Annotated in this window: 21 protein-coding genes; 10 read left to right on the forward strand and 11 right to left on the reverse strand. The window is 32.5% G+C overall.

Translation table 11 applies throughout. The features are described from left to right. Both KFZ70_RS04230 and KFZ70_RS04235 read left to right on the forward strand, forming a co-directional pair. Complete coding sequence (locus KFZ70_RS04230) at positions 1–2853, forward strand: type I restriction endonuclease subunit R (protein WP_139698789.1); 2853 nt, start codon at positions 1–3, stop codon at positions 2851–2853. 74 nt (positions 2854–2927) lie between these two features. Continuing rightward, positions 2928–3659: an SOS response-associated peptidase gene (locus KFZ70_RS04235; protein WP_139698788.1), complete on the forward strand. Its 732-nt coding sequence runs from the start codon at positions 2928–2930 to the stop codon at positions 3657–3659. A 59-nt stretch (positions 3660–3718) separates the two neighbouring features. On the opposite strand, the gene KFZ70_RS04240 is transcribed toward KFZ70_RS04235, so the two are convergent. The 7 genes from KFZ70_RS04240 to KFZ70_RS04270 all read right to left on the reverse strand — a co-directional run bounded on the left by KFZ70_RS04240 (position 3719) and on the right by KFZ70_RS04270 (position 9387). Beyond that, complete coding sequence (locus KFZ70_RS04240) at positions 3719–3952, reverse strand: hypothetical protein (protein WP_139698787.1); 234 nt, start codon at positions 3950–3952, stop codon at positions 3719–3721. Between the two features lie 9 nt (positions 3953–3961). After that, entirely contained in the window at positions 3962–4297 is a 336-nt protein-coding gene (locus KFZ70_RS04245; protein ID WP_233244105.1) for a hypothetical protein, read from the reverse strand. Positions 4298–4487: 190 nt separating this feature from the next. Further along, positions 4488–5699: a VapE domain-containing protein gene (locus tag KFZ70_RS04250; protein WP_139698785.1), complete on the reverse strand. Its 1212-nt coding sequence runs from the start codon at positions 5697–5699 to the stop codon at positions 4488–4490. A 65-nt stretch (positions 5700–5764) separates the two neighbouring features. Then, on the reverse strand, positions 5765–6046 hold the full coding sequence (locus KFZ70_RS04255; RefSeq protein WP_139698784.1) for a helix-turn-helix domain-containing protein: 282 nt from the start codon (positions 6044–6046) through the stop codon (positions 5765–5767). A 312-nt stretch (positions 6047–6358) separates the two neighbouring features. Further along, positions 6359–7504, reverse strand: coding sequence for a hypothetical protein (locus KFZ70_RS04260; protein WP_139698783.1), 1146 nt, complete (start codon positions 7502–7504; stop codon positions 6359–6361). Further along, complete coding sequence (locus KFZ70_RS04265; RefSeq protein WP_139698782.1) at positions 7476–8696, reverse strand: site-specific integrase; 1221 nt, start codon at positions 8694–8696, stop codon at positions 7476–7478. Before KFZ70_RS04265 ends, KFZ70_RS04260 begins: the two co-directional genes overlap by 29 nt. A 400-nt stretch (positions 8697–9096) precedes the next feature. Beyond that, on the reverse strand, positions 9097–9387 hold the full coding sequence (locus tag KFZ70_RS04270) for a hypothetical protein (RefSeq protein WP_139698781.1): 291 nt from the start codon (positions 9385–9387) through the stop codon (positions 9097–9099). A gap of 427 nt (positions 9388–9814) precedes the next feature. Between KFZ70_RS04270 and KFZ70_RS04275 the strand changes: the two genes are divergently transcribed. Together KFZ70_RS04275 and KFZ70_RS04280 are read left to right on the forward strand one after the other, a co-directional pair. Next, the gene (locus tag KFZ70_RS04275) at positions 9815–10345 is read left to right on the forward strand and encodes a thioesterase family protein (protein WP_139698780.1); all 531 of its coding nucleotides are present in this window, start codon (positions 9815–9817) and stop codon (positions 10343–10345) included. Positions 10346–10534: 189 nt separating this feature from the next. Beyond that, positions 10535–10762, forward strand: a complete 228-nt coding sequence (locus KFZ70_RS04280; RefSeq protein WP_139698779.1) for a hypothetical protein — start codon at positions 10535–10537, stop codon at positions 10760–10762. A gap of 76 nt (positions 10763–10838) precedes the next feature. Here KFZ70_RS04280 and KFZ70_RS04285 read toward each other — a convergent pair whose 3' ends face one another. The 3 genes from KFZ70_RS04285 to KFZ70_RS04295 all read right to left on the reverse strand — a co-directional run bounded on the left by KFZ70_RS04285 (position 10839) and on the right by KFZ70_RS04295 (position 13193). Continuing rightward, complete coding sequence (locus KFZ70_RS04285) at positions 10839–11078, reverse strand: hypothetical protein (protein WP_407515965.1); 240 nt, start codon at positions 11076–11078, stop codon at positions 10839–10841. A 71-nt stretch (positions 11079–11149) separates the two neighbouring features. Further along, positions 11150–12157, reverse strand: a complete 1008-nt coding sequence (locus KFZ70_RS04290) for an IS30 family transposase (protein ID WP_139698913.1) — start codon at positions 12155–12157, stop codon at positions 11150–11152. A 277-nt stretch (positions 12158–12434) separates the two neighbouring features. After that, a complete protein-coding gene (locus tag KFZ70_RS04295) occupies positions 12435–13193 on the reverse strand; it encodes a TerB family tellurite resistance protein (RefSeq protein ID WP_139694719.1) in 759 nt (252 codons plus the stop codon). Between the two features lie 121 nt (positions 13194–13314). Here KFZ70_RS04295 and KFZ70_RS04300 point away from each other — a divergent pair, with 121 nt between their 5' ends. The 5 genes from KFZ70_RS04300 to KFZ70_RS04320 all read left to right on the forward strand — a co-directional run bounded on the left by KFZ70_RS04300 (position 13315) and on the right by KFZ70_RS04320 (position 16721). After that, positions 13315–13725 (forward strand): BrxA/BrxB family bacilliredoxin, encoded by a 411-nt coding sequence (locus KFZ70_RS04300; RefSeq protein ID WP_139694718.1) that lies wholly within the window; start codon positions 13315–13317, stop codon positions 13723–13725. 104 nt (positions 13726–13829) lie between these two features. Next, on the forward strand, positions 13830–14225 hold the full coding sequence (locus tag KFZ70_RS04305; RefSeq protein ID WP_139694717.1) for a hypothetical protein: 396 nt from the start codon (positions 13830–13832) through the stop codon (positions 14223–14225). Positions 14226–14251: 26 nt separating this feature from the next. Next, positions 14252–14989, forward strand: a complete 738-nt coding sequence (locus KFZ70_RS04310) for a 1-acyl-sn-glycerol-3-phosphate acyltransferase (RefSeq protein ID WP_139694716.1) — start codon at positions 14252–14254, stop codon at positions 14987–14989. Between the two features lie 11 nt (positions 14990–15000). Then, entirely contained in the window at positions 15001–16002 is a 1002-nt protein-coding gene (locus tag KFZ70_RS04315) for an acyl-ACP desaturase (RefSeq protein ID WP_139694715.1), read from the forward strand. 65 nt (positions 16003–16067) lie between these two features. Next, positions 16068–16721, forward strand: a complete 654-nt coding sequence (locus tag KFZ70_RS04320; RefSeq protein ID WP_139694714.1) for an HD domain-containing protein — start codon at positions 16068–16070, stop codon at positions 16719–16721. 1 nt (position 16722) lies between these two features. On the opposite strand, the gene KFZ70_RS04325 is transcribed toward KFZ70_RS04320, so the two are convergent. Next, complete coding sequence (locus KFZ70_RS04325) at positions 16723–17598, reverse strand: AraC family transcriptional regulator (protein ID WP_139694713.1); 876 nt, start codon at positions 17596–17598, stop codon at positions 16723–16725. A 698-nt stretch (positions 17599–18296) separates the two neighbouring features. On the opposite strand from KFZ70_RS04325, the gene KFZ70_RS04330 reads away from it, so the two are divergent. Beyond that, the gene (locus KFZ70_RS04330) at positions 18297–18893 is read left to right on the forward strand and encodes a hypothetical protein (protein WP_139694674.1); all 597 of its coding nucleotides are present in this window, start codon (positions 18297–18299) and stop codon (positions 18891–18893) included. The last annotated feature ends 109 nt before the right edge of the window (positions 18894–19002 follow it).

The raw sequence follows: 19002 nt of genomic DNA on the forward strand, positions 1-19002 counted from the left end.
ATGAGTAAACAATCAGAACAAATATTAGAAGAACAATTAGTAGAACAACTTGGTACTATGGGCTATTCCAAAGTCCTTATCCCTGATGAAAAAGCACTACTATCCAATCTAAAATCACAGTTAGAAAAACACAACAACATCACATTCTCAGACAAAGAATTTGACCGGGTATTAAACATTCTAAACAAAGGTTCTGTATTTGAAAAAGCAAAAACGCTACGTCAAAAACAACACATCATTCGTGATAATGGAGACAACCTATATTTTGAGTTCATCAACACAGAGCATTGGTGTAAAAACCAATACCAAGTTACCCACCAAGTAACTGTTGAGGGTACTTACAAAAACAGATACGATGTTACCTTGCTTATCAATGGTTTACCATTGGTGCAAATAGAATTAAAACGTAGAGGTTTAGAGCTTAAAGAGGCTTTCAACCAAATCAACCGTTACCAAAGGCATTCCTTTGGTGCCAATGCTGCACTGTTCCAATACGTACAATTATTCGTTATCAGTAACGGAGTAAATACCAAGTATTACGCAAACAACAAACACCAGTCGTTTAAACAAACATTCTATTGGACAGATATAGAAAACAACAGACTAACAAACGTACTCAACGGGTTCACATCTGATTTTTTAGAGCCTTGCCATATCTCAAAAATGATATGCAAGTACATTGTGCTTAATGAAGCTCAAAAAATCCTAATGGTGCTTAGGCCTTACCAGTACTATGCTGTTGAAAATATGATAGACAAGGTCAAAAACTCAACCAACGGAGGGTATATATGGCATACCACTGGTTCAGGTAAAACATTAACCTCATTCAAAGCGAGTCAAATCATTATGAATATCCCTATCGTTAAAAAAGTGGTATTCGTAGTAGACCGTAAAGACCTAGATTATCAAACCACAAAAGAGTTCAATAGTTTCAGTAAAGGAAGTATCGATGGTACAGACAATACCAAAGCACTGGTAAAACAATTCTCTGATGATACCAAGCTAATTGTTACTACCATACAAAAGCTAAATACTGCCATTTCCAAACAACAGTATTTATCGAAAATGGAAGCCTTACAAAACGAACGTATGGTGTTTATTTTTGATGAGTGCCACCGTTCACAGTTTGGAGAAACACACAACCGTATCAAGGCATTTTTCAACAACAGCCAGATGTTCGGGTTCACAGGTACACCAATCTTTGCAGATAATGCAGTGAAAAACGAATTGGGAAAGCGTACTACCAAAGAATTATTTGGCGAGTGTTTGCATAAATATGTGATTACCGATGCTATAAAAGACGAAAACGTATTGAAATTTGCCGTTGAATATGTGGGCAGATACAAACAAAAATCCTCTGAAGCAGAAATTGATATTGAGGTTGAAGATATTGACACCACCGAGTTAATGGAATCGCAAGACCGTTTAGAGAAAATAACCGATCATATTTTAGCTAACCATTTGCGTAAAACCTACAACAAAACTTTTACTGCTATGTTTTGCGTATCGAGTGTTGATACGCTAATTAAATACTACGAAATCTTTCAGACTAAGAAAGAAGCTGGCGAACATAATTTAAAAATTGCAACCATTTTTAGCTTTGGTACCAATGAAAATGATGCCGATGCCAACGGGTTTATGCAGGAAGAAAACTTTGCAATAGCCGCTGAACCAGATTCCGATTACACTACAAAGCATACCAGAGATAAACTAGATGAGTATATTGGGCATTACAACCTCATGTTTAACACCAAGTTTTCAACCAAAGACAGTACCTCTTTTTACAATTATTACAATGACATTTCTAAAAAAGTAAAAGAACGTAAAATTGATATTCTTTTGGTGGTGAATATGTTCCTTACTGGGTTTGATAGTAAAACACTAAACACGCTTTACGTAGATAAAAACCTAAAGTATCACGGTTTAATTCAGGCCTATTCAAGAACCAACAGAATACTAAATGAACAAAAGGCACAAGGGAACATTATTGTTTTTAGAAATTTGAAGAAAAACACCGATGATGCCATTACTCTATTCAGTAATAAAGAGGCCATTGATGAAATTATCATGCAACCATATGATAATTATATTGATGATTTTAATGAACTCTATAAAGAACTGCTTGAACTAGTGCCTACGGTTGACAGCGTTAATGATTTACAAACCGAAGATGATGAGCTGGAATTTGTAAAAGCCTTTAGAGCTTTGATGCGTATTAAAAATACCATGTCAACCTTTACCGATTTTGATTGGGATGATTTAGACATGCCAGAACAAACCTTTGAAGATTACAAAAGCAAATATTTAGACCTTTACGATAAAGTGAAAACCAATCACCAAAGAGAAAAAGTATCTATTCTCGATGATGTTGATTTTGAGTTAGAACTTATACACCGTGATGAAATTAATGTAGCTTATATTCTGAGCTTATTAGCAGAATTAAAAGATGCTACACCAAAAGATAAAGCCCAAAAGCAAAAGCAAATTATAGATTTACTATCTGGAGAAGCACATTTAAGAAGCAAACGTGAATTGATAGAACGTTTTATTTCTGAAAATTTACCGCTTATTCCTGATTCAAGTGAAATTAAAGATGCCTTTGACCAATTTTGGCAGGAAGAACAAACAAAGGCCTTTGACTCTTTGGTTAAAGAAGAAAATCTATCAGCCATAAAAACCCAAAAACTAATTGAAGATTATTTATTCTCTGAAAAAGAACCGTTACGAGATGAAATATTAGCCCTTGTTGAAGGCGAAAAACCTTCAGTACTAAAACGTAAAAAATTAGGCGATAAACTACTAAAGCGCATTGTAAATTTTGTGGACACCTTTGTTTCGGCATGGGAGAAATAGGGTATTTTTTAATTGTAAATGAAGTTGTTTAAATTTAAAATAAATAGACACATTCTTTTTTGTAAATTACATACATGTGCTATTCAAAAGCTTTGCGAAAAAACAGAGAACAGATTGAGCAAAATCTGTTAGGTAAACTTGATGCTAATTTTGAAATACCTCTAGAATACTTACCATATTATCATTTAAATGGATTTTCCCACGGTAATATGTATATTATAAAAATGGATGAACCAGAAAAAATTTATCCATCTAGTTGGGGATTAATACCGAAATGGGCAACACACAATCCGGAAGCCTTCAGAAAAAAAAGTAATACACTTAACGCTACTGCTGAAAACATTTTTGAAAGAAACTCCTTTAAAGAAAGTGCAGAAGATAAAAGATGTCTTATTTTAAGTGATGGCTTTTTTGAACCGCATCATCAAAATGGTGTATCCATACCTCATTTTTGCTATCAACCCTCTAAAGAATATCCAGAGGGTGATTTGTTTTTGTTTGCAGGGTTGTATAATGAGTTAGATGACGATTTATATAGTGCTACAATTATAACAGTGGCGGCCAATACTTTTTTTGCTGAAGTTCATAATAAAAGAAAACGTATGCCTCTTGTTTTGTCTGATGATTTGCTTGAAGATTGGTTAGATGATGGCATGAATCAATCACAATTAAATGAGTTAATGGCATATGGTTTTACAAATAAAGAATTTAATGCTCATGCAGTAACTAGGGATTTATACAAAAAAGGCATTGATACTAATTCACCCAGATTTGTTGAACCCGTTGACACCGGAACTTTGTTTTAAATTTATTTTCGATTTGACGAGCGTTGACCACCTTAATCAAATACTAAAGAAACTACAAACTAGTCTTGAATTAGAACCTCTAAAACATTTTCATGATTCAGCAAAACCTCTCTTTGCCATTGAATAAACTTCACTTTGTCAAATTTGCTGGTTGGTTTATAATCATAAACCACATCAAACGTTTTTTCTACATGTAAATGGTGTTCATGAACAGGAAAACGTCGTTGTTCTTCTAAGGTCCAGTTAATTTCTTTTCTTACTCGTGTTTTTACTTTAAAAATAATCTGTTCCATTCTTGTAAATTATTTAGTTAAATCAATTTTAAATATCAGTCCTTGTCTATTTGATGTTTTATTTTTTGTGAGAACTAGTTTCAATTCATTCAAAGACGCATCTCGTTTATGTTCCTCCTTGGTAAAATCTAATGCCTTGTTTACCGATTGAATTAATGTACGAACATCTTTCAGTGAGCTAAGCGTTTTATTAAAAAATACAGGAGTTGTACGTTTCCCTGGTTTAAATTTTATGATTACAGTCACAGCCTCCAAAAATGGATCTGAATCTTGCAGCCTTAATACGTTTTTTACAATAGTGTTCAATATGTTTGTTCTTTTGTTGTTTGACTTTTCACTTTTCATGTTGCCTAGTATTAAATTATTGATTTTCATTTGTTTAAAAGGGTTGCATTGCGGTTTTTTAAGTTGCCTAATCTTGCCCTAAAAGACATAGGTATCCTGTTCCGGGTAAATACAACAACAATTATATTGCCCTCTACCAGAGTAGATAAACAGTGTCTTTAAAAGGAATTAGGCAACTTGAATAAGTTGTTTAGATAGCTTTATACTTAACGTAATACCCATGAACGTTTTTTACTTTAGTGCGCTCAAAACCGCAAGCTTTTAAGGCTTTACCAACTTGAACATTATTTAGGCTGATTCCTGAATGAGATTTTAAATAAGTGGTAATTTTAGTGGCGGTTAAGTGCTCTCCGTTTTGAGGGTTACTAGGCTCTAAAAACGCATTTAAAGTTTCTCTTTCGGCTGTTAAAAATTGAAATTTATCATTTCGTCTTTCATTCTCCAAAAGGTCTTCTCGCGTTAGTTCAGCTATAAAATAGGGGTCATTAGATAGAGTAAAGGCCTGTGCCCAGAGATTATCAATGTTAAACTCGGTATTATAAGACCAATCAATATCTTCTATTACAAAGCATAACCAACGCACGCTGCCTGTTTCATCATGAAGAAATGTTGACATGTTTGTGGAGCCTATAAATGATGCTACTCGAGGTATTATTGAGTTTTTTGAATCATAGGGTAACCTATCATTAATTTGGTCTTTAGAGAATAATGATTTCAGCTGATTGATTTCCTTTTTTGATAAGGCGGCTAGCTCGTCCAAATTAATAAGGAAGTTTTTGCAAATTAAAATCCTAGAATCTTTGTCGTTATTGCTAATATCCTCAGCAATGTATTTAGACAGTTTTGGTGGACATAAATTTCGGCACCAAGTTGATTTACCCATGTTCTGCCCATTACCATCATCAGTTAACACAAAAGCTTGCTTGTTAAAATAACCTTCAATGAGCGCACACTTTACAGCTCTCACGCACCATTTTTTAAAATGATATAAAAACTGCTCTTTATTTTCATTAGTAGCTAGTTTAACATATGAAGCGTATTGGGAGATATAATCTATTTGCCCATCCCATTCAGTTATTGTTTTGAAATAATTCGCTATTGGGTTGTATCGTGCAACATAATCACTTTTCAAAATAGCCTTTAAAGCATTTTGACCTATTTGAATACCTTTTTTCCTAATCTCTACCCATAATGAATTGTCGTTACAGGATTCCCATTTTTCACTCCCAAGATGAGCCATTTCAATGTCAAGAGCAATGGTATTAAACCTGAGCTGATAGTGATTAGAGAGGTATTCCTCTGTTTGATGAAATAAGGTGCTTACCTCATTAGTTTTGTCATCATCCTGTATAATGGATGCTGATTCTCCTTTTGTGGAGTTGATTTTTTTTGTAGTTTGCATTCGCTTTTCGTTTTAAAGTAAATAATAAAACCCCAGTACATTGTAGGAATGTATTGGGGTTGTTTTTAGAATTTATTCATTTGCTTTAAAGCCTGAAGAATATCGCTTTTTTTGTAGCGGACTTTAGTCCCAATGCGAAATGCCGGTAATATGCCCTCCCGTGTATATTTCCATAAGGTTACGAGGCTTATGGATAGCATTTTAGAAGTTTCTTCCCTTGTTAGCAGGATTTCAGCATCTTGAGAAGATTTGTTTTGTTCTTTAAGTAGGTTTTTGAATCCACTGAGAATTTTGGGGATAAACTCTGAAGATTCTACATTTTCAATTTGAAGAATTTGTTTTTTCATGTTTCAATGTTTTAAAATTTAACATGACAAACTTAATTCCTCTTAATCAAGATTAATAATTGGGCATACCCTGGGTATACCCAAGGCGGCAAAATTCCTAGTTTATATTTGTTTGTTTATTCCATTAGTCCATTAGGGAAGGTTAAATATTGGTATATTACAATCGTAAAATAGCATAATTCTATCTCGCATGAGTAATCCGAATATTTGAATAATTTGATAAATACATAAAGGCTAATTGATCAAATTCAATATTCAAAAAGAAAAACTGCCGAAAACACGTATTTATAACCATCCCAGCATTAAAAAGAATTAAATCAATGAATTGATTTTCTTTTCGGCATCCTTTATCTTCTTTTGAGCTTTATTATACTTTTCATTTCGTTTAACTTGCTCCATTGTCTTCACGTTTTCTTGTAATATAGGGCTGAGGTTGTAATCTCCTATGGCTTTACGGAGATTAGTCATCGAGCTTTTTGAAATAACAAACAATAAGCGAGCATATTCAGAAGCGTTTTCATTAAGTACGTCATACGTTACTTGATCCATGTCCACAATGTTTTCTAATGTTTCTAACTGTGTTTCTTCATCATAATTTATACCTGCAGTAATTTTATTCAAACAATTGATTTTTTCCTCTTTGCTTTTTGATTTAAAAGGATTTCTTTCAACTCTCAATTTTTCAATATAAATGATTTGTTCAAGAGGAGTAAATCTAGATGAATTAGGTCTAAACTTTTTATTATCCTTTCCAACTTTTTCTATATCATTAATTTTACCAACACAGAAACACTGTACCTCAGAAATGAAAAACCATTCCTCCCAATAAGAGATAATATCAAAAACACCTTCTTCTTTAAAACACTTGATTAAAAAGTCTCTTTCATAATAATCATACTCTCCATTCACAAGATGATGTCGTAACAAGAATTGATTACATAAAATTTTTTGTACCGTATATCGCTTCCATCCTTCTGAATTTGGTCTTTCATTGCACAGACCAAAATATACTTCATCATTATCAAAACATTCATCATCCGCTAACCCGTCCTCATATTCGCTATATATGTTTTCATATTCTTCTTTTAAAAAGAATATCTTATCTTCTTTTAACAGATATCGATTTAATTTCAATTCCAAAGAAACTATATAGTCATTTAGATAATATTCTCTGTTCTCTAAAACCTTCTTCAGGACTTCATAAATTTCAACAGCTACCTCTTCCTTTACGAAATAAACGTCAAAATTATAACGAATGACACGACCCATCCAAAAATTATCAAAAAACAACTCGTCTTCCTCATACGCTGGTTTATTCTTTTGCTGCAGATAAATGACTTCTTTTCTCAAAAGTTCTCTAATAATTTCATCATTTAGAACCTCAAAATCTATTGAATCTATAATTCCATTGTACTTACTTTTCACTTCTTTACTTATCTTGATTACTCCAATATTCACTCAGTTTTTTTATATGTTCATTCTGAGTGAGTTTTATATATTTTATGAACTGTGATTCAGTTTTGTGCCCTGTTGCTTTCATTATTACAGAGGTCTCTATTCCTGCAGCAAAAAGATTACTGGCAAAGCTCCTTCTACAGCAATGGGAGCCAATGAGCTGGTGTTTAGGAAAAACACCTAAAGATTTCTTTTTTTCATTTTCTTTTTGTCCCGAACCATAAGTGGGTGTATCAATTTCTGCTTCTTTACACACTTCCTTAATGTATTTATTGAACTTTTGGTCCGAAATTTTCTTTGGAAATGCACCTCCTCTTTTGTCTAAAATTGTTTGAAATTGTGGATGTATTGGGATGGTTAAATTTTGCTGGGTTTTAAGTGTGGTTATGTTAATCACATTACCTAAAATGTTCTCTGATTCTATTCTTAAAAAATCTGAAACCCTTAGTCCAGTTCTTAACCCAATTATAAACAAATCTCTTACATTGTCGAGTCTTTCATTATCGCTAAAATCATGTTTAAAAATTTTATTAATTTCATCCTCATTAAGATAAGTATCAAAAGTCTCATTTTTAGGCGTATGAAAATTACTGCTCTTGTATTGAGGACTAATTGGATATCCTTCTAACTCTATTTCGCGACAGAAGGTTTTTACTCTAGAAATGATATTCCCAATGGAATTATCATTTAGTTTCTCTTCGTTTCTACAGTAGTTAATTAAATCTTTATGAAAACTTAAATCAAGTTCTTCAAATCGATAACGCTTCTTTTGGTATTTCTCGAAGTCTTTTAGCTTATTAAGTGTCGTTGTATAATTTTTTACTGACCTTGGTTTAATCTGTTTTCCACGATACAATCTAGATGGAGCTTCTGTAACAAATTTTTCTACCCAAGAGACCAAATAGGCCTTATGTTCTTCATTGCTATCTACACGTCCATGAAATTCCTTAACAGTTTCCTTTAACCAAGTTTTTGAAATAAACTCACCACTGGAAAAATTACGGTTGTACTTTCGAATAACGAACTTTTCTAATTCATCTAAATTATTATTCAAATAATCAGCATCATTATCTTTTGTTGGTTTAACTTTAATTCTTTGTTTACGCTCTGACCAATCGTTGTATATAACGCTTATTCCTGTTTTTGTTTTTTGGTCAATTCGTTTGCTATCCCAAAACCTAACATAAATACTCAAGTATTTATTTTTACCTTTAATTATGAAATATTTGAGATTCAAAGCATCAATATTTTTTTGCCGACATTTTGCCGAAAAATAATTAATTTTATTGAATTCCTTTTAATTTATTTAAACTATTTTCTTTGAATAAATCTCGATAAGCCTTTAAAACACTGATGATTCAGCTTATTTTACTTGTCTGAAAAAAAATTTAGATTAAGGCTCGTTATTCCCACCTTGAGTACTAAATGGGACAAATCAGATTTTTTTGATTTGTCCCTTTTTTTATTCCCTTGTAAACCCTTATTAATACTAGCTATTTTTAAGAGTAACGGATTGATATCAGCGGTTCGAACTTGATTATTTTCAAATTGGAATTTTTTCGGGAATATCGAACCAAGGAGCTTTCTTTTGTGTTCTATGTCAGATTCAACAAGCTGAAATTCAATGCTATGAGGTTTTTTAATCCGTTTTTGTTAGTATCCAATAATACAGATGTTTCCTTTTGTCTAATTTCTTTTTCTTTAAGTTCATCTAGAATATTATTATAGCGCTGTTTGGCAGTTTCATAGTCTAATTTACCAATATCTCCATCAATATATAAATCCTGAAGTTTAATAAGTTTACTGTCAACTTTGACAATGGCTTCATAGTGTTTATGGCCTAAATGTTTTTGTGCTGTCTGAGTATTTATGCGTTCCTTTATCATTTTAAATAAGAGTTTCTGAACATTTGGTTTCAAGGAAATTCCCCCAAGAAAGTTTGCAAACCATTGTTCTACGTCTTCCGCTTGTAGCGCGTTCCACAGGGTTTAGTGCAATGATAATATGCATAGTATTTAGAACGCCTCTTTGATGCACTAGCTAATAGCGGATTTGAATTAAACATGTATAACCTTAAACTAGCTGCTTATTCATTCAACTATTTGTCCAGTTTTTTGTCGCAAGTCCAGTTTGCACAACTTTTTCTAAATGCACAACGGGTTAGGTTATAAAACGCCTAAAGAAATTATAGATTCTGAACTAAAAAATGTACTTTGTATCATACAAAAAAATCAACCTTTGTTGCGTTAGAAAATTGAATGCAGCATTTTAACTTCCAAATCAATTCGTAACCTACAATTAAATCTTAGACTAATGATTTACTACTGGTTACATGTACTCTATATTTTTATAGGCTCTAGATTATTCTGGAAGCGCATTAAACCCGACCACAACTTAACTAGACAGCGAATTGTAAGTCTATTTGATTGCGAATCCTTTAGATATATGGCTAATTCAAAATATTTCTATTACATGGATTTAATTAGGTACGAAATTGTATTTAGATCTCAGCTTTATAACAACACCATAAAAAAAGGCATGTTTGGTGTTCTGGCTTCGCAAAAAATTATCTACAAAAAACCACTAAAACGATGGACAAAGTTTTCCATTACCCTAGTATTAGATGGGTATGATGACAAATGGGTATACCATAAACAAATTTTTAAACAAAAAGGCGAAATCTGTGCCATTGGCTTCACAAAAGCTGGTTTTTGGAAACATAAAAAAGCACAAAACATGACAGACATTTTATTAAAAAGTGGCGTACATCATCAAACAAAAGTGGTGTCATCCGAAACACTTGATATGTTTAAAAATGATTATGATATTTTAAAAAAACTGTGAATTATAGATGACTTAAAATACTCCAATTTGATATTACAGTTAAACTACAGCTCAAATTTTGCAATAATCAGGAAGTAATTTGTGGTAAAACGGTTGATTTATCGAGAGATAACAACCAGTCAACTATAATTTTTATTTTTTTTTGAGGTAAACTATAATTTTACACATAATTAATAAATAACAAATCTCATGAAAAAAATTACTCTACTTTTTGCTGCATTGATGCTTTTGCTTTCTGTAACTGCACATGCTACTGAATTAAGATTAAACCTTGAAAACCCAGATGTAAGAAAATGTCTTATTGAAGCCACTAAATATGAAGGATGGGAATTAAGAGCGACTTACTTAAACGCTAATGAAAAATTAGTTATGGTTTTTGTAAAAGGAACAGATGTAAGAACGTACACAAGCATCTAAAAAATAAACCGTTAAATACCAAAAAGCCAACTTTTAAAAGTTGGCTTTTTGCTTTCAATAACATTAGAAACCCTTATTAAACACCAAATTGTGTTAAATGATGGTTTAAGTGTTTATAAAACATATTATTCCACTGTGATTTGGTTAAAGCTCCAAAAGAATGAGATTCCTTTCCATCAAAATAACCTTCTCCTAGTTCTTGAGTTTTTACTAGGTAATTAATTAAACGCTCTTTTTCTTCTATAAAATTCTTTTGCTTTGCTACTAAAAATTGTGGCGCGGTTCTAGAATTTTTAGGATAAGGTTTTTCATTCACTACGGCAGATTTTACAAATAGCTTTAACAACGCTTTTTTTAAACTATTGGGTTTTTTATGAATAGCTGAGTTCAACCCATAAGTGCAACACACTTATTATTTAGGACTTCAATAGGGTTATTATAATTAAACTTTCTAATAGGTCTGTAATTTAGTAATTTTTCAACTTCTTTTATTCTTTTGATTGATACTTCTCTAAGGTCTGTTTTCTTTGGAAAAAACCTTCTTATAACGCCTATTCTATTTTCTACTGTTCCTTTATCCTGAGAGGTATATGGTCTTGTAAAGTATGTTTTTACATTTAAGTCTTTCGCTATTTTATTGTGTTGTGCAAATTCTTTTCCATTATCAAAAGTTATGGTCTTTATCCAAGATGAGTTAAAGTTTGTGAGTCTTTTACTCATTTTTTGATAGACTTCATCTGCATTTTTACTACCCAGTTTTTCTATCATAGTTATCAATGTTGTTCTATCTGTCATTACTAATAACGCTGATTTGTGGTTGCTTCCCATCATTAAATCTACTTCTATATCTCCAATGCGAGAACGTTGGTTTACGACCTGGGGACGTTTATCTATGCCTACGCGCCCTGTTATTGCACCTCGTTTATCCTTTACATTGTTCCTTTTTTGCCTTCTACCTGTATGGCGTAGGTGTTTGTAAAGGTTCTTGTAGCGTTTGTGTTTTCTATGATTGCTATGTTTTGCAGTCCATATCCATTTATAAATAGTCTCGTGACTCACGCAGGTTTCAGCTTCTTTAGCAAGTCTTTTAGCTATGAGTTCTGGGCTCCATTTCTCATATTCCATTAATCCAGCAATACGTTCTTTAAGCTGATCTGTCAACGCTATAGACTTTGTTTTGGTACAATGCCTGTCATTTGTCTTTTGATGGGCGTGTTCTGGCAAGTATTTACCAGATGTTCGGCCTCTACTTGGTGTATTCCTCTTTAATTCTCGTGATATACTACTCTTATTAAAACCTATTGTTTTAGCTATTTGAGTAATACTTATTCCTGCATCTAATAACGCAGAGATTTGATACCTTTGTGGTAAGGTCAATTGTTTATAATGTTTCATCCAAAACGAATATAAATATTGAGCCTAAAATAGATGGGGCTAGCCCCATCTATTTTAAATATTCGTGTTGCACTTATTAATTGAACTTAGAATATCATCAAAAACCATTTCATAAGTTACATTACAATGAGCCAACATTTGATCTACACTCATTTTTCCCCATAGAGCCTTGGTGGTTGGCTCTAGTGTGTTTATTCTTTTAATAAGATTATTTGTTACTTCTAAATCAAAAATATTTTGCATTATTATATGTTAATTATAGTAAACTTCACCTTCATTAAAACCCGCGTTCTTTTTGAATTAATTCATAAGCCAACTGTACTTGCCTAAATTTTTCTTCGGCGCCTTTTTGGTGTTCTTCTCCCAAGTGAATCACCTTATCTGGATGGTATTTTTTAGCCATTTTTCGGTAAGCTTTTTTAATATCTTCAACAGAAGCATTTTTGTCAATTTCTAAAACCTTGTAAGCATTATCACTATTACTATAAAACATAGCTTTAATACTTTCATAATCTCTAGCTGAAATTCCTAAGTACCCTGCCATTTTATAAATTTGATGAACTTCATCTTCTGTTACCAAACCATCAGCCTTTGCTATACCAAATAAAAAATGAATGAGTTGCAAACGAGAAGCATGATCCATCATTTGTCTGATTTGCAAACAAACCGGACGCACAGAAATATTCTGTTTATTAATGTTTTTAAACAGCTTAAAAGCATGATTGGCACGTTCTTTACCATACATACCCACAAATTGCTGCCTTACAAAATCTAATTCGCGTTTGTCTTGTTTCCCATTAGCCTTTATAATTACTGAAGCTAAAATTAACAGACTCACCTCAAAATCTCCAGATTGCGTTTGCGTATGATACCTACTTCTAGTAGGCCTTCGGGGTTCACTAGTATCAAAAAAAGAACCACCTTCTGCTTTCCCGAAAGAATCAACCAAACTACCAACAGCCAAGCCAATAATAGCACCAATTGGACCACCAAAAGACCAGCCTAAAGCACCACCAATCCATTTAGAAAAACTCATGTATGTTTATAGATTTTAATTATTCTCAAATATAATATTTGTTGGTTGATTGTTTTATAGATTTGTTACACAATTGGTATCTTTGCAACTCAAAAAAATTGTTAAACTAAAAATTTAAAATATGTATCCAGCAGAATTAGTAAAACCAATGCGCGAAGATTTAACTAACGTTGGTTTTGAAGAATTATACACTGCAGAAGAAGTTGATGCAGCCCTAGCCAAAAAAGGTACTACCTTAGTAGTAGTAAATTCTGTTTGTGGTTGTGCGGCAGCAAATGCTAGACCAGGAGCTAAAATGAGTTTGAATAATGCAAAAAAACCAAACCATATTTTTACCGTTTTTGCGGGCGTTGATAAAGAAGCTGTTGATAAAGCACGTGGTTACATGGTACCATTTCCGCCAAGTTCACCAAGTATGGCTTTATTTAAAGATGGCGAATTAGTACATATGCTTGAACGCCATCATATTGAAGGCCGTCCAGCCGAACTAATTGCTGAAAACTTAATAGACGCCTATAACGAATACTGTTAATTTTTTTAAAAAATAGTAAAAGAGTCATATCAGTAGTTATGGCTCTTTTTTTTAGACGCAACCTTTTAACCTTTTTTACATCTCAATTTAAAACTACCTTTAGTATGAACAGAACACCAATTATTTTAATTGCTTTCTTATCCTTTACTCTATTGGCTTATAAATGTGATGATAATCAAGAAACGCTTACTCAAGAAACAGCACAGGTAGAGTTAAACAAATTGAAGTCTGAAATTGAAACTTTAGCTGCATCATCCGTTTGCGGGGAATCATATACCTGTCATTACATTGGTTTAGGAAGCAAACCTTGTGGAGGATTTTGGAGTTATATCACCTATTCTACATCTATAGATACCGAAAAACTAAAAAAACTGGTAGAAAGTTATAACGAAAACGAAAAAGCCTTTAATAGCAAATGGGAAGTAATGTCTGATTGCGCTATGGTAAATCCACCTACCAGCTTAAAATGTGAAAATAACAAGTGCATTGCTGAGTATTAAAAATAAGTTTTACTTATTTTTGGCGCATGCTAAAAATTTTATCATACCCCATAAGCGCTATTTATTACTTGTGTTTTTTATTAACACTCGTTGTTTTTCATCCTATCCAGTGGTTTTGTTTTAACGTTTTTGGTTATCAAGCCCACAAAAAAAGTGTGGATGCCTTGCAATTTTGCTTAATGCGATGTGCCAATATTTTAGGAACACGGTTTAGCTTTAAAAATCCATACAATATTGAAGCAAACCAGCCTTTAATTGTTGTAGCCAACCATCAAAGTCTTCATGATATTTATCCATTAACATGGTTTATGCGAAAATATCATCCAAAATTCATAAGTAAAATTGAATTAGGGAAAGGTATTCCTAGTGTGTCTTATAATTTGCGTCATGGTGGCGCCGCATTAATTGACCGAAAGAACCCAAGACAATCCCTACCTGCTCTTATGAAGTTTGGAGAATACATTGCTAAAAACAAAAGAGCAGCTGTCATTTTCCCAGAAGGAACACGCAGTAAAACAGGAAAACCAAAACCTTTTCAAACCAAAGGCTTAGAGATTTTATTCAAAAAAATACCTGATGCACAGGTTGTACCAATAACTATTAATAACTCATGGAAAATTTTAAAATATGGTAATTTTCCATTAAGTTTAGGTACACATGTTACTTTTACCGTGCATAAGCCTTTAAAAGTTAGTACCTTTGTAGATAAGCAAGAGCTTATTAAAACTATTGAAAGCACCATTACTAGTGCTGTTCACATATAAAACTTATACAGATGTCTTTAAAAAATAAGAGATTAGAGGTGATGCAGTTTTTGGAAAAAGACGTTGACGCTTTAATGGAAAAATATTTAATTCCGATTGATACCATATGGCAACCCACAGATTTTCTACCAAATTCTGAAACCACTAATGACACTTTTTTTGAAGAGGTTAGAGAAATAAGAGAGTTGGCCAAAGAATTACCTTATGATTTCTGGGTGGTTTTGGTTGGTGATATGATTACTGAGGAAGCCTTACCAACCTATGAGTCGTGGCTCATGGATGTAGAAGGGGTTAATCAAGTAGATGGGGGTGGCAACGGATGGTCAAAATGGGTAAAACAATGGACCGCCGAAGAAAACCGTCATGGTGATGTACTAAACAAATACCTTTACCTCTCGGGTAGAGTAAATATGAAAGAAATTGAAATTACTACGCAACATCTTATTGCAGACGGTTTTGATATTGGCACAGACAGAGATCCTTATAAGAACTTTGTATATACCAGCTTTCAAGAATTAGCTACCTATGTGTCACACAACCGGGTAGCTAAAATTGCTCGAAAAAAAGGAAACAAACGTTTGGCTAAAATGTGTCAAATCATTTCTGGGGATGAAATGCGTCACCATCATGCTTATTCTGATTTTGTAGACCGTATTTTTAAGGTAGATCCTAGCCAAATGATGATGGCTTTTCACTATATGATGAAACAAAAGATTACCATGCCTGCTCATTTTTTAAGAGAAACAGGCGGTAAAATAGGCTCTGCTTTTGAAGAATTTTCAAATACGGCACAGCGTATTGGGGTTTATACCTCAACAGATTATGTTGATATTCTTCAAAAATTAATCAATAGATGGGAAATTGATAAAATTACGGGGCTCACCGATGAAGCAGAAAAAGCGAGAGACTATTTAATGAAACTTCCCGCCAGAATGTATCGCTTAGCAGAGCGCATGAAAATTCCAGAAAATTCATTTCAATTTAAATGGGTAGAGCCAGCACTTACTAAATAATATCATATTCAACACAAAATTTAATTCCTTTCCATACACCGAAAGGAATTTTTGTTTTCATCATTATGTCTGAAAATCAAATCATAACTAAAACCAAAATTTTTGTAAAAGAAACCCTAAATGATGTGGAAGGTGGACATGATTGGTTTCATATAGAACGTGTATACAAAAATAGCTTGCTCATTGCTAAAAAAGAGCCTGTAGACCTTTTCGTGGTATCTTTAGGAGCGTTATTACATGATATTGCCGATAGTAAATTTCATAATGGCGATGAAACTGTGGGGCCTAAAATGGCGCGAGAATTTCTTTTTAAACAAAATGTTGATTCTACTATCATAGAGCACGTAGTCAACATTATCAAAAATATTTCTTTTAAAGGGGGGCATACCCCACAAACATTCCAATCGCCTGAATTAGATGTGGTGCAAGATGCCGATAGATTAGATGCCATTGGCGCCATTGGTATTGCCAGATGTTTTAATTATGGTGGTTTTAAAAACAGAGCTTTATATAACCCTAAGATAAAACCAAACCTCAATATGACCAAAGAAGTCTATAAATCGTCAACAGCTCCTTCTATTAATCATTTTTATGAAAAATTATTATTGCTTAAAGACAGGATGAATACACAAACTGGGAAAAAAATTGCCCAAGAGCGCCATAACTACATGCTAGCGTTTCTTGAGCAATTTTATAATGAATGGAATGGAATAAGATAAATTAACTAATTATCTTTTTAATTTCTTTTCTATAGTTTGATGCACTTTTTCCAGTAATATCATTAAAGGTTTTATTAAAATGTGAAAAATTATTGAATCCACATTCATAACACACATCAGCAATACTCATTTCACTTTCCTCTGACAGTAATTTTGTAGCATGTACCACCCTGTACTCGTTTACTACCTGGGTAAATGTTTTTCCGGTGGCTTTCTTAAAGTATCTGCAAAAGGCAGGCACTGTCATACTCACCTTATCGGCAATCTCATCTAAAGCAATGTGATTTTGAAAGTTTTTATTAACAAACTTAAATATGGTACCAATTTTTGCACTGTCTTGAGCTTCTGCTTCAAAGGCAACACCGTCTGCATTCAGTAGCATATAATCGTCAGTTTTAGCCAAGAAATCTAGAATTTCTAAAAATTTCAATACACGCTTTAAACCATCATGTTCAAGTAACTTTTCTATCTTCCTTCCAATTTTTTTCTTAGTATCTACTTTAAATCTAATCCCCTTTTTGGCTCTTTCAAACAAAGCAATAATATGACCCATTTCAGGAATTTGCAGAAAATCGTCTCCCAAAAAGTTCGATTTAAATTGTATGGTGGTTTCAGTTCCATTAGCTGTCAATCTATCTGTAAACCCATTATGTGGTAAATTAGACCCTATTAATATTAATTGACTATTATTAAAATATGATAGGTGATTACCAATATGTGTTTTTCCTTGCCCCTTATTTATGTAAATAAGTTCTAGCTCTGGGTGAAAATGCCAATAAGCGTCATTCTTATCAACTTGCTCAACGTGCTGTTTCACCAAAAGCGAACTCCCAAAACTGGGACTAATTTTTTTTAGAGTTGGCTTTTTATTAATCATAGCTTACCTTTTTACAAGCAAAATTAGCACTTATTATGCATACATTATATATTTTATTACCCTAATTGTGTGTTATATTAACTTTCTCACATATTAACATTGCCTTAACAGTTAAAATACCATATAAATAAGCAAAAATTGCTGTTTTCCTGTACCCTATCCTGCTCTATCTTTGTATTGTTAAACGTTGTTAACTTCAAAGTTTATGAAAAACGTCATTACAAACACAAAAAAATGAATTTTAGTAGCAACCATATTTGCTATCATTTTTGGGTTTTCTAATAACGTTATATTACTAATAAAAGAAGATTTAAAAGAAACAACGTTAGTTTTAGAAGAATAAATAAAAAGTCACCAAAGAAAAATATTTACAAAATTCATTAATAATTAGTTTAATGTCTTATTTAGTTTAGTTTAGTTAGTAAAAGTGAGCTGTGGTGGCTCACTTTTTTTGTCTCATTTTTCTCTTGTTCTTTCTTCTCCCTCCTTACTTATAAGACACCTGAACTATCACCTTTATATATTATGCATACATATAAAACTATGCCCAATTAACCCCTCTATATGCTCTATTATCCCTGTGTAAAGTTTACATAGATTTAACAGTTAATTTAGCACACATATTAGTCAATATCAGTGTTTTGCACCTTTTAAACCCAACCTATATTTGTACCGTTGAACGTTAATATTTTTAAATTATGAAAAACGTAATCTCAAACACAAAAAAAGGAATCTTAATGGTAACTATGTGCGCTACCGTTTTTGGATTCGCTAGTGATCTTAAACTGTTAATTAAAGAAGATTCTAAAAAAACAGCTTTAGTACTAGAACATGTAAAACAAGGTAATAAAATTTCAATCATTGACAACAGCGGTGTTGTTCTATATAAAGAACAGGTTCAAACTAATGGTCTTTATAAAAAAGGATTTGATCTTACATCTTTACCAGATGGTGATTATGTCTTTGAGGTTGATAAAGATTTAGAAATTAGCACGATTCCTTTTCATGTAACAGCTAACACTGTTACCTTTAATAAGGAAGATGAAACTACCATCTTTAAACCTTATGTGCGTCATGAAAATGACCTTGTGTTTCTAACCAAACTTTCTTTAAACCATGAAACGGTTGATATTGCAATCTATGGTGAATATGAAAATGGTTATGAACTAGTACATAATGAAAAAGTGAAGGATGCTAAAATTCTTGAAAAAGTATTCCAACTTAAGGGTGATACCAATTACAAAATTGTGGTTAACACCAATGATAAAACATTTACAAAATTCATTAATAATTAGTTTAATGTCTTATTTAGTTTAGTTTAGTTAGTAAAAGTGGGCTGTGGTGGCCACTTTTTTTTGGTCATTTTTTTAAATTCTTTGCTTTTAGAAATGTAAAGACTAAAGT

Origin of the sequence: Allotamlana fucoidanivorans (assembly GCF_045788535.1) — a bacterium.
GTDB lineage: Bacteria > Bacteroidota > Bacteroidia > Flavobacteriales > Flavobacteriaceae > Allotamlana > Allotamlana fucoidanivorans.

What these genes read in the sequence shown, in the direction of transcription:
- KFZ70_RS04230 (WP_139698789.1), top strand. Translation starts at nt 1, where the DNA reads ATGAGTAAACAATCAGAACAAATATTAGAAGAACAATTAGTAGAACAA.
- KFZ70_RS04235 (WP_139698788.1), top strand. Translation starts at nt 2,928, where the DNA reads ATGTGCTATTCAAAAGCTTTGCGAAAAAACAGAGAACAGATTGAGCAA.
- KFZ70_RS04240 (WP_139698787.1), bottom strand. Translation starts at nt 3,952, where the DNA reads ATGGAACAGATTATTTTTAAAGTAAAAACACGAGTAAGAAAAGAAATT.
- KFZ70_RS04245 (WP_233244105.1), bottom strand. Translation starts at nt 4,297, where the DNA reads ATGAAAAGTGAAAAGTCAAACAACAAAAGAACAAACATATTGAACACT.
- KFZ70_RS04250 (WP_139698785.1), bottom strand. Translation starts at nt 5,699, where the DNA reads ATGCAAACTACAAAAAAAATCAACTCCACAAAAGGAGAATCAGCATCC.
- KFZ70_RS04255 (WP_139698784.1), bottom strand. Translation starts at nt 6,046, where the DNA reads ATGAAAAAACAAATTCTTCAAATTGAAAATGTAGAATCTTCAGAGTTT.
- KFZ70_RS04270 (WP_139698781.1), bottom strand. Translation starts at nt 9,387, where the DNA reads ATGATAAAGGAACGCATAAATACTCAGACAGCACAAAAACATTTAGGC.
- KFZ70_RS04275 (WP_139698780.1), top strand. Translation starts at nt 9,815, where the DNA reads ATGATTTACTACTGGTTACATGTACTCTATATTTTTATAGGCTCTAGA.
- KFZ70_RS04280 (WP_139698779.1), top strand. Translation starts at nt 10,535, where the DNA reads ATGAAAAAAATTACTCTACTTTTTGCTGCATTGATGCTTTTGCTTTCT.
- KFZ70_RS04290 (WP_139698913.1), bottom strand. Translation starts at nt 12,157, where the DNA reads ATGAAACATTATAAACAATTGACCTTACCACAAAGGTATCAAATCTCT.
- KFZ70_RS04295 (WP_139694719.1), bottom strand. Translation starts at nt 13,193, where the DNA reads ATGAGTTTTTCTAAATGGATTGGTGGTGCTTTAGGCTGGTCTTTTGGT.
- KFZ70_RS04300 (WP_139694718.1), top strand. Translation starts at nt 13,315, where the DNA reads ATGTATCCAGCAGAATTAGTAAAACCAATGCGCGAAGATTTAACTAAC.
- KFZ70_RS04305 (WP_139694717.1), top strand. Translation starts at nt 13,830, where the DNA reads ATGAACAGAACACCAATTATTTTAATTGCTTTCTTATCCTTTACTCTA.
- KFZ70_RS04310 (WP_139694716.1), top strand. Translation starts at nt 14,252, where the DNA reads ATGCTAAAAATTTTATCATACCCCATAAGCGCTATTTATTACTTGTGT.
- KFZ70_RS04315 (WP_139694715.1), top strand. Translation starts at nt 15,001, where the DNA reads ATGTCTTTAAAAAATAAGAGATTAGAGGTGATGCAGTTTTTGGAAAAA.
- KFZ70_RS04320 (WP_139694714.1), top strand. Translation starts at nt 16,068, where the DNA reads ATGTCTGAAAATCAAATCATAACTAAAACCAAAATTTTTGTAAAAGAA.
- KFZ70_RS04325 (WP_139694713.1), bottom strand. Translation starts at nt 17,598, where the DNA reads ATGATTAATAAAAAGCCAACTCTAAAAAAAATTAGTCCCAGTTTTGGG.
- KFZ70_RS04330 (WP_139694674.1), top strand. Translation starts at nt 18,297, where the DNA reads ATGAAAAACGTAATCTCAAACACAAAAAAAGGAATCTTAATGGTAACT.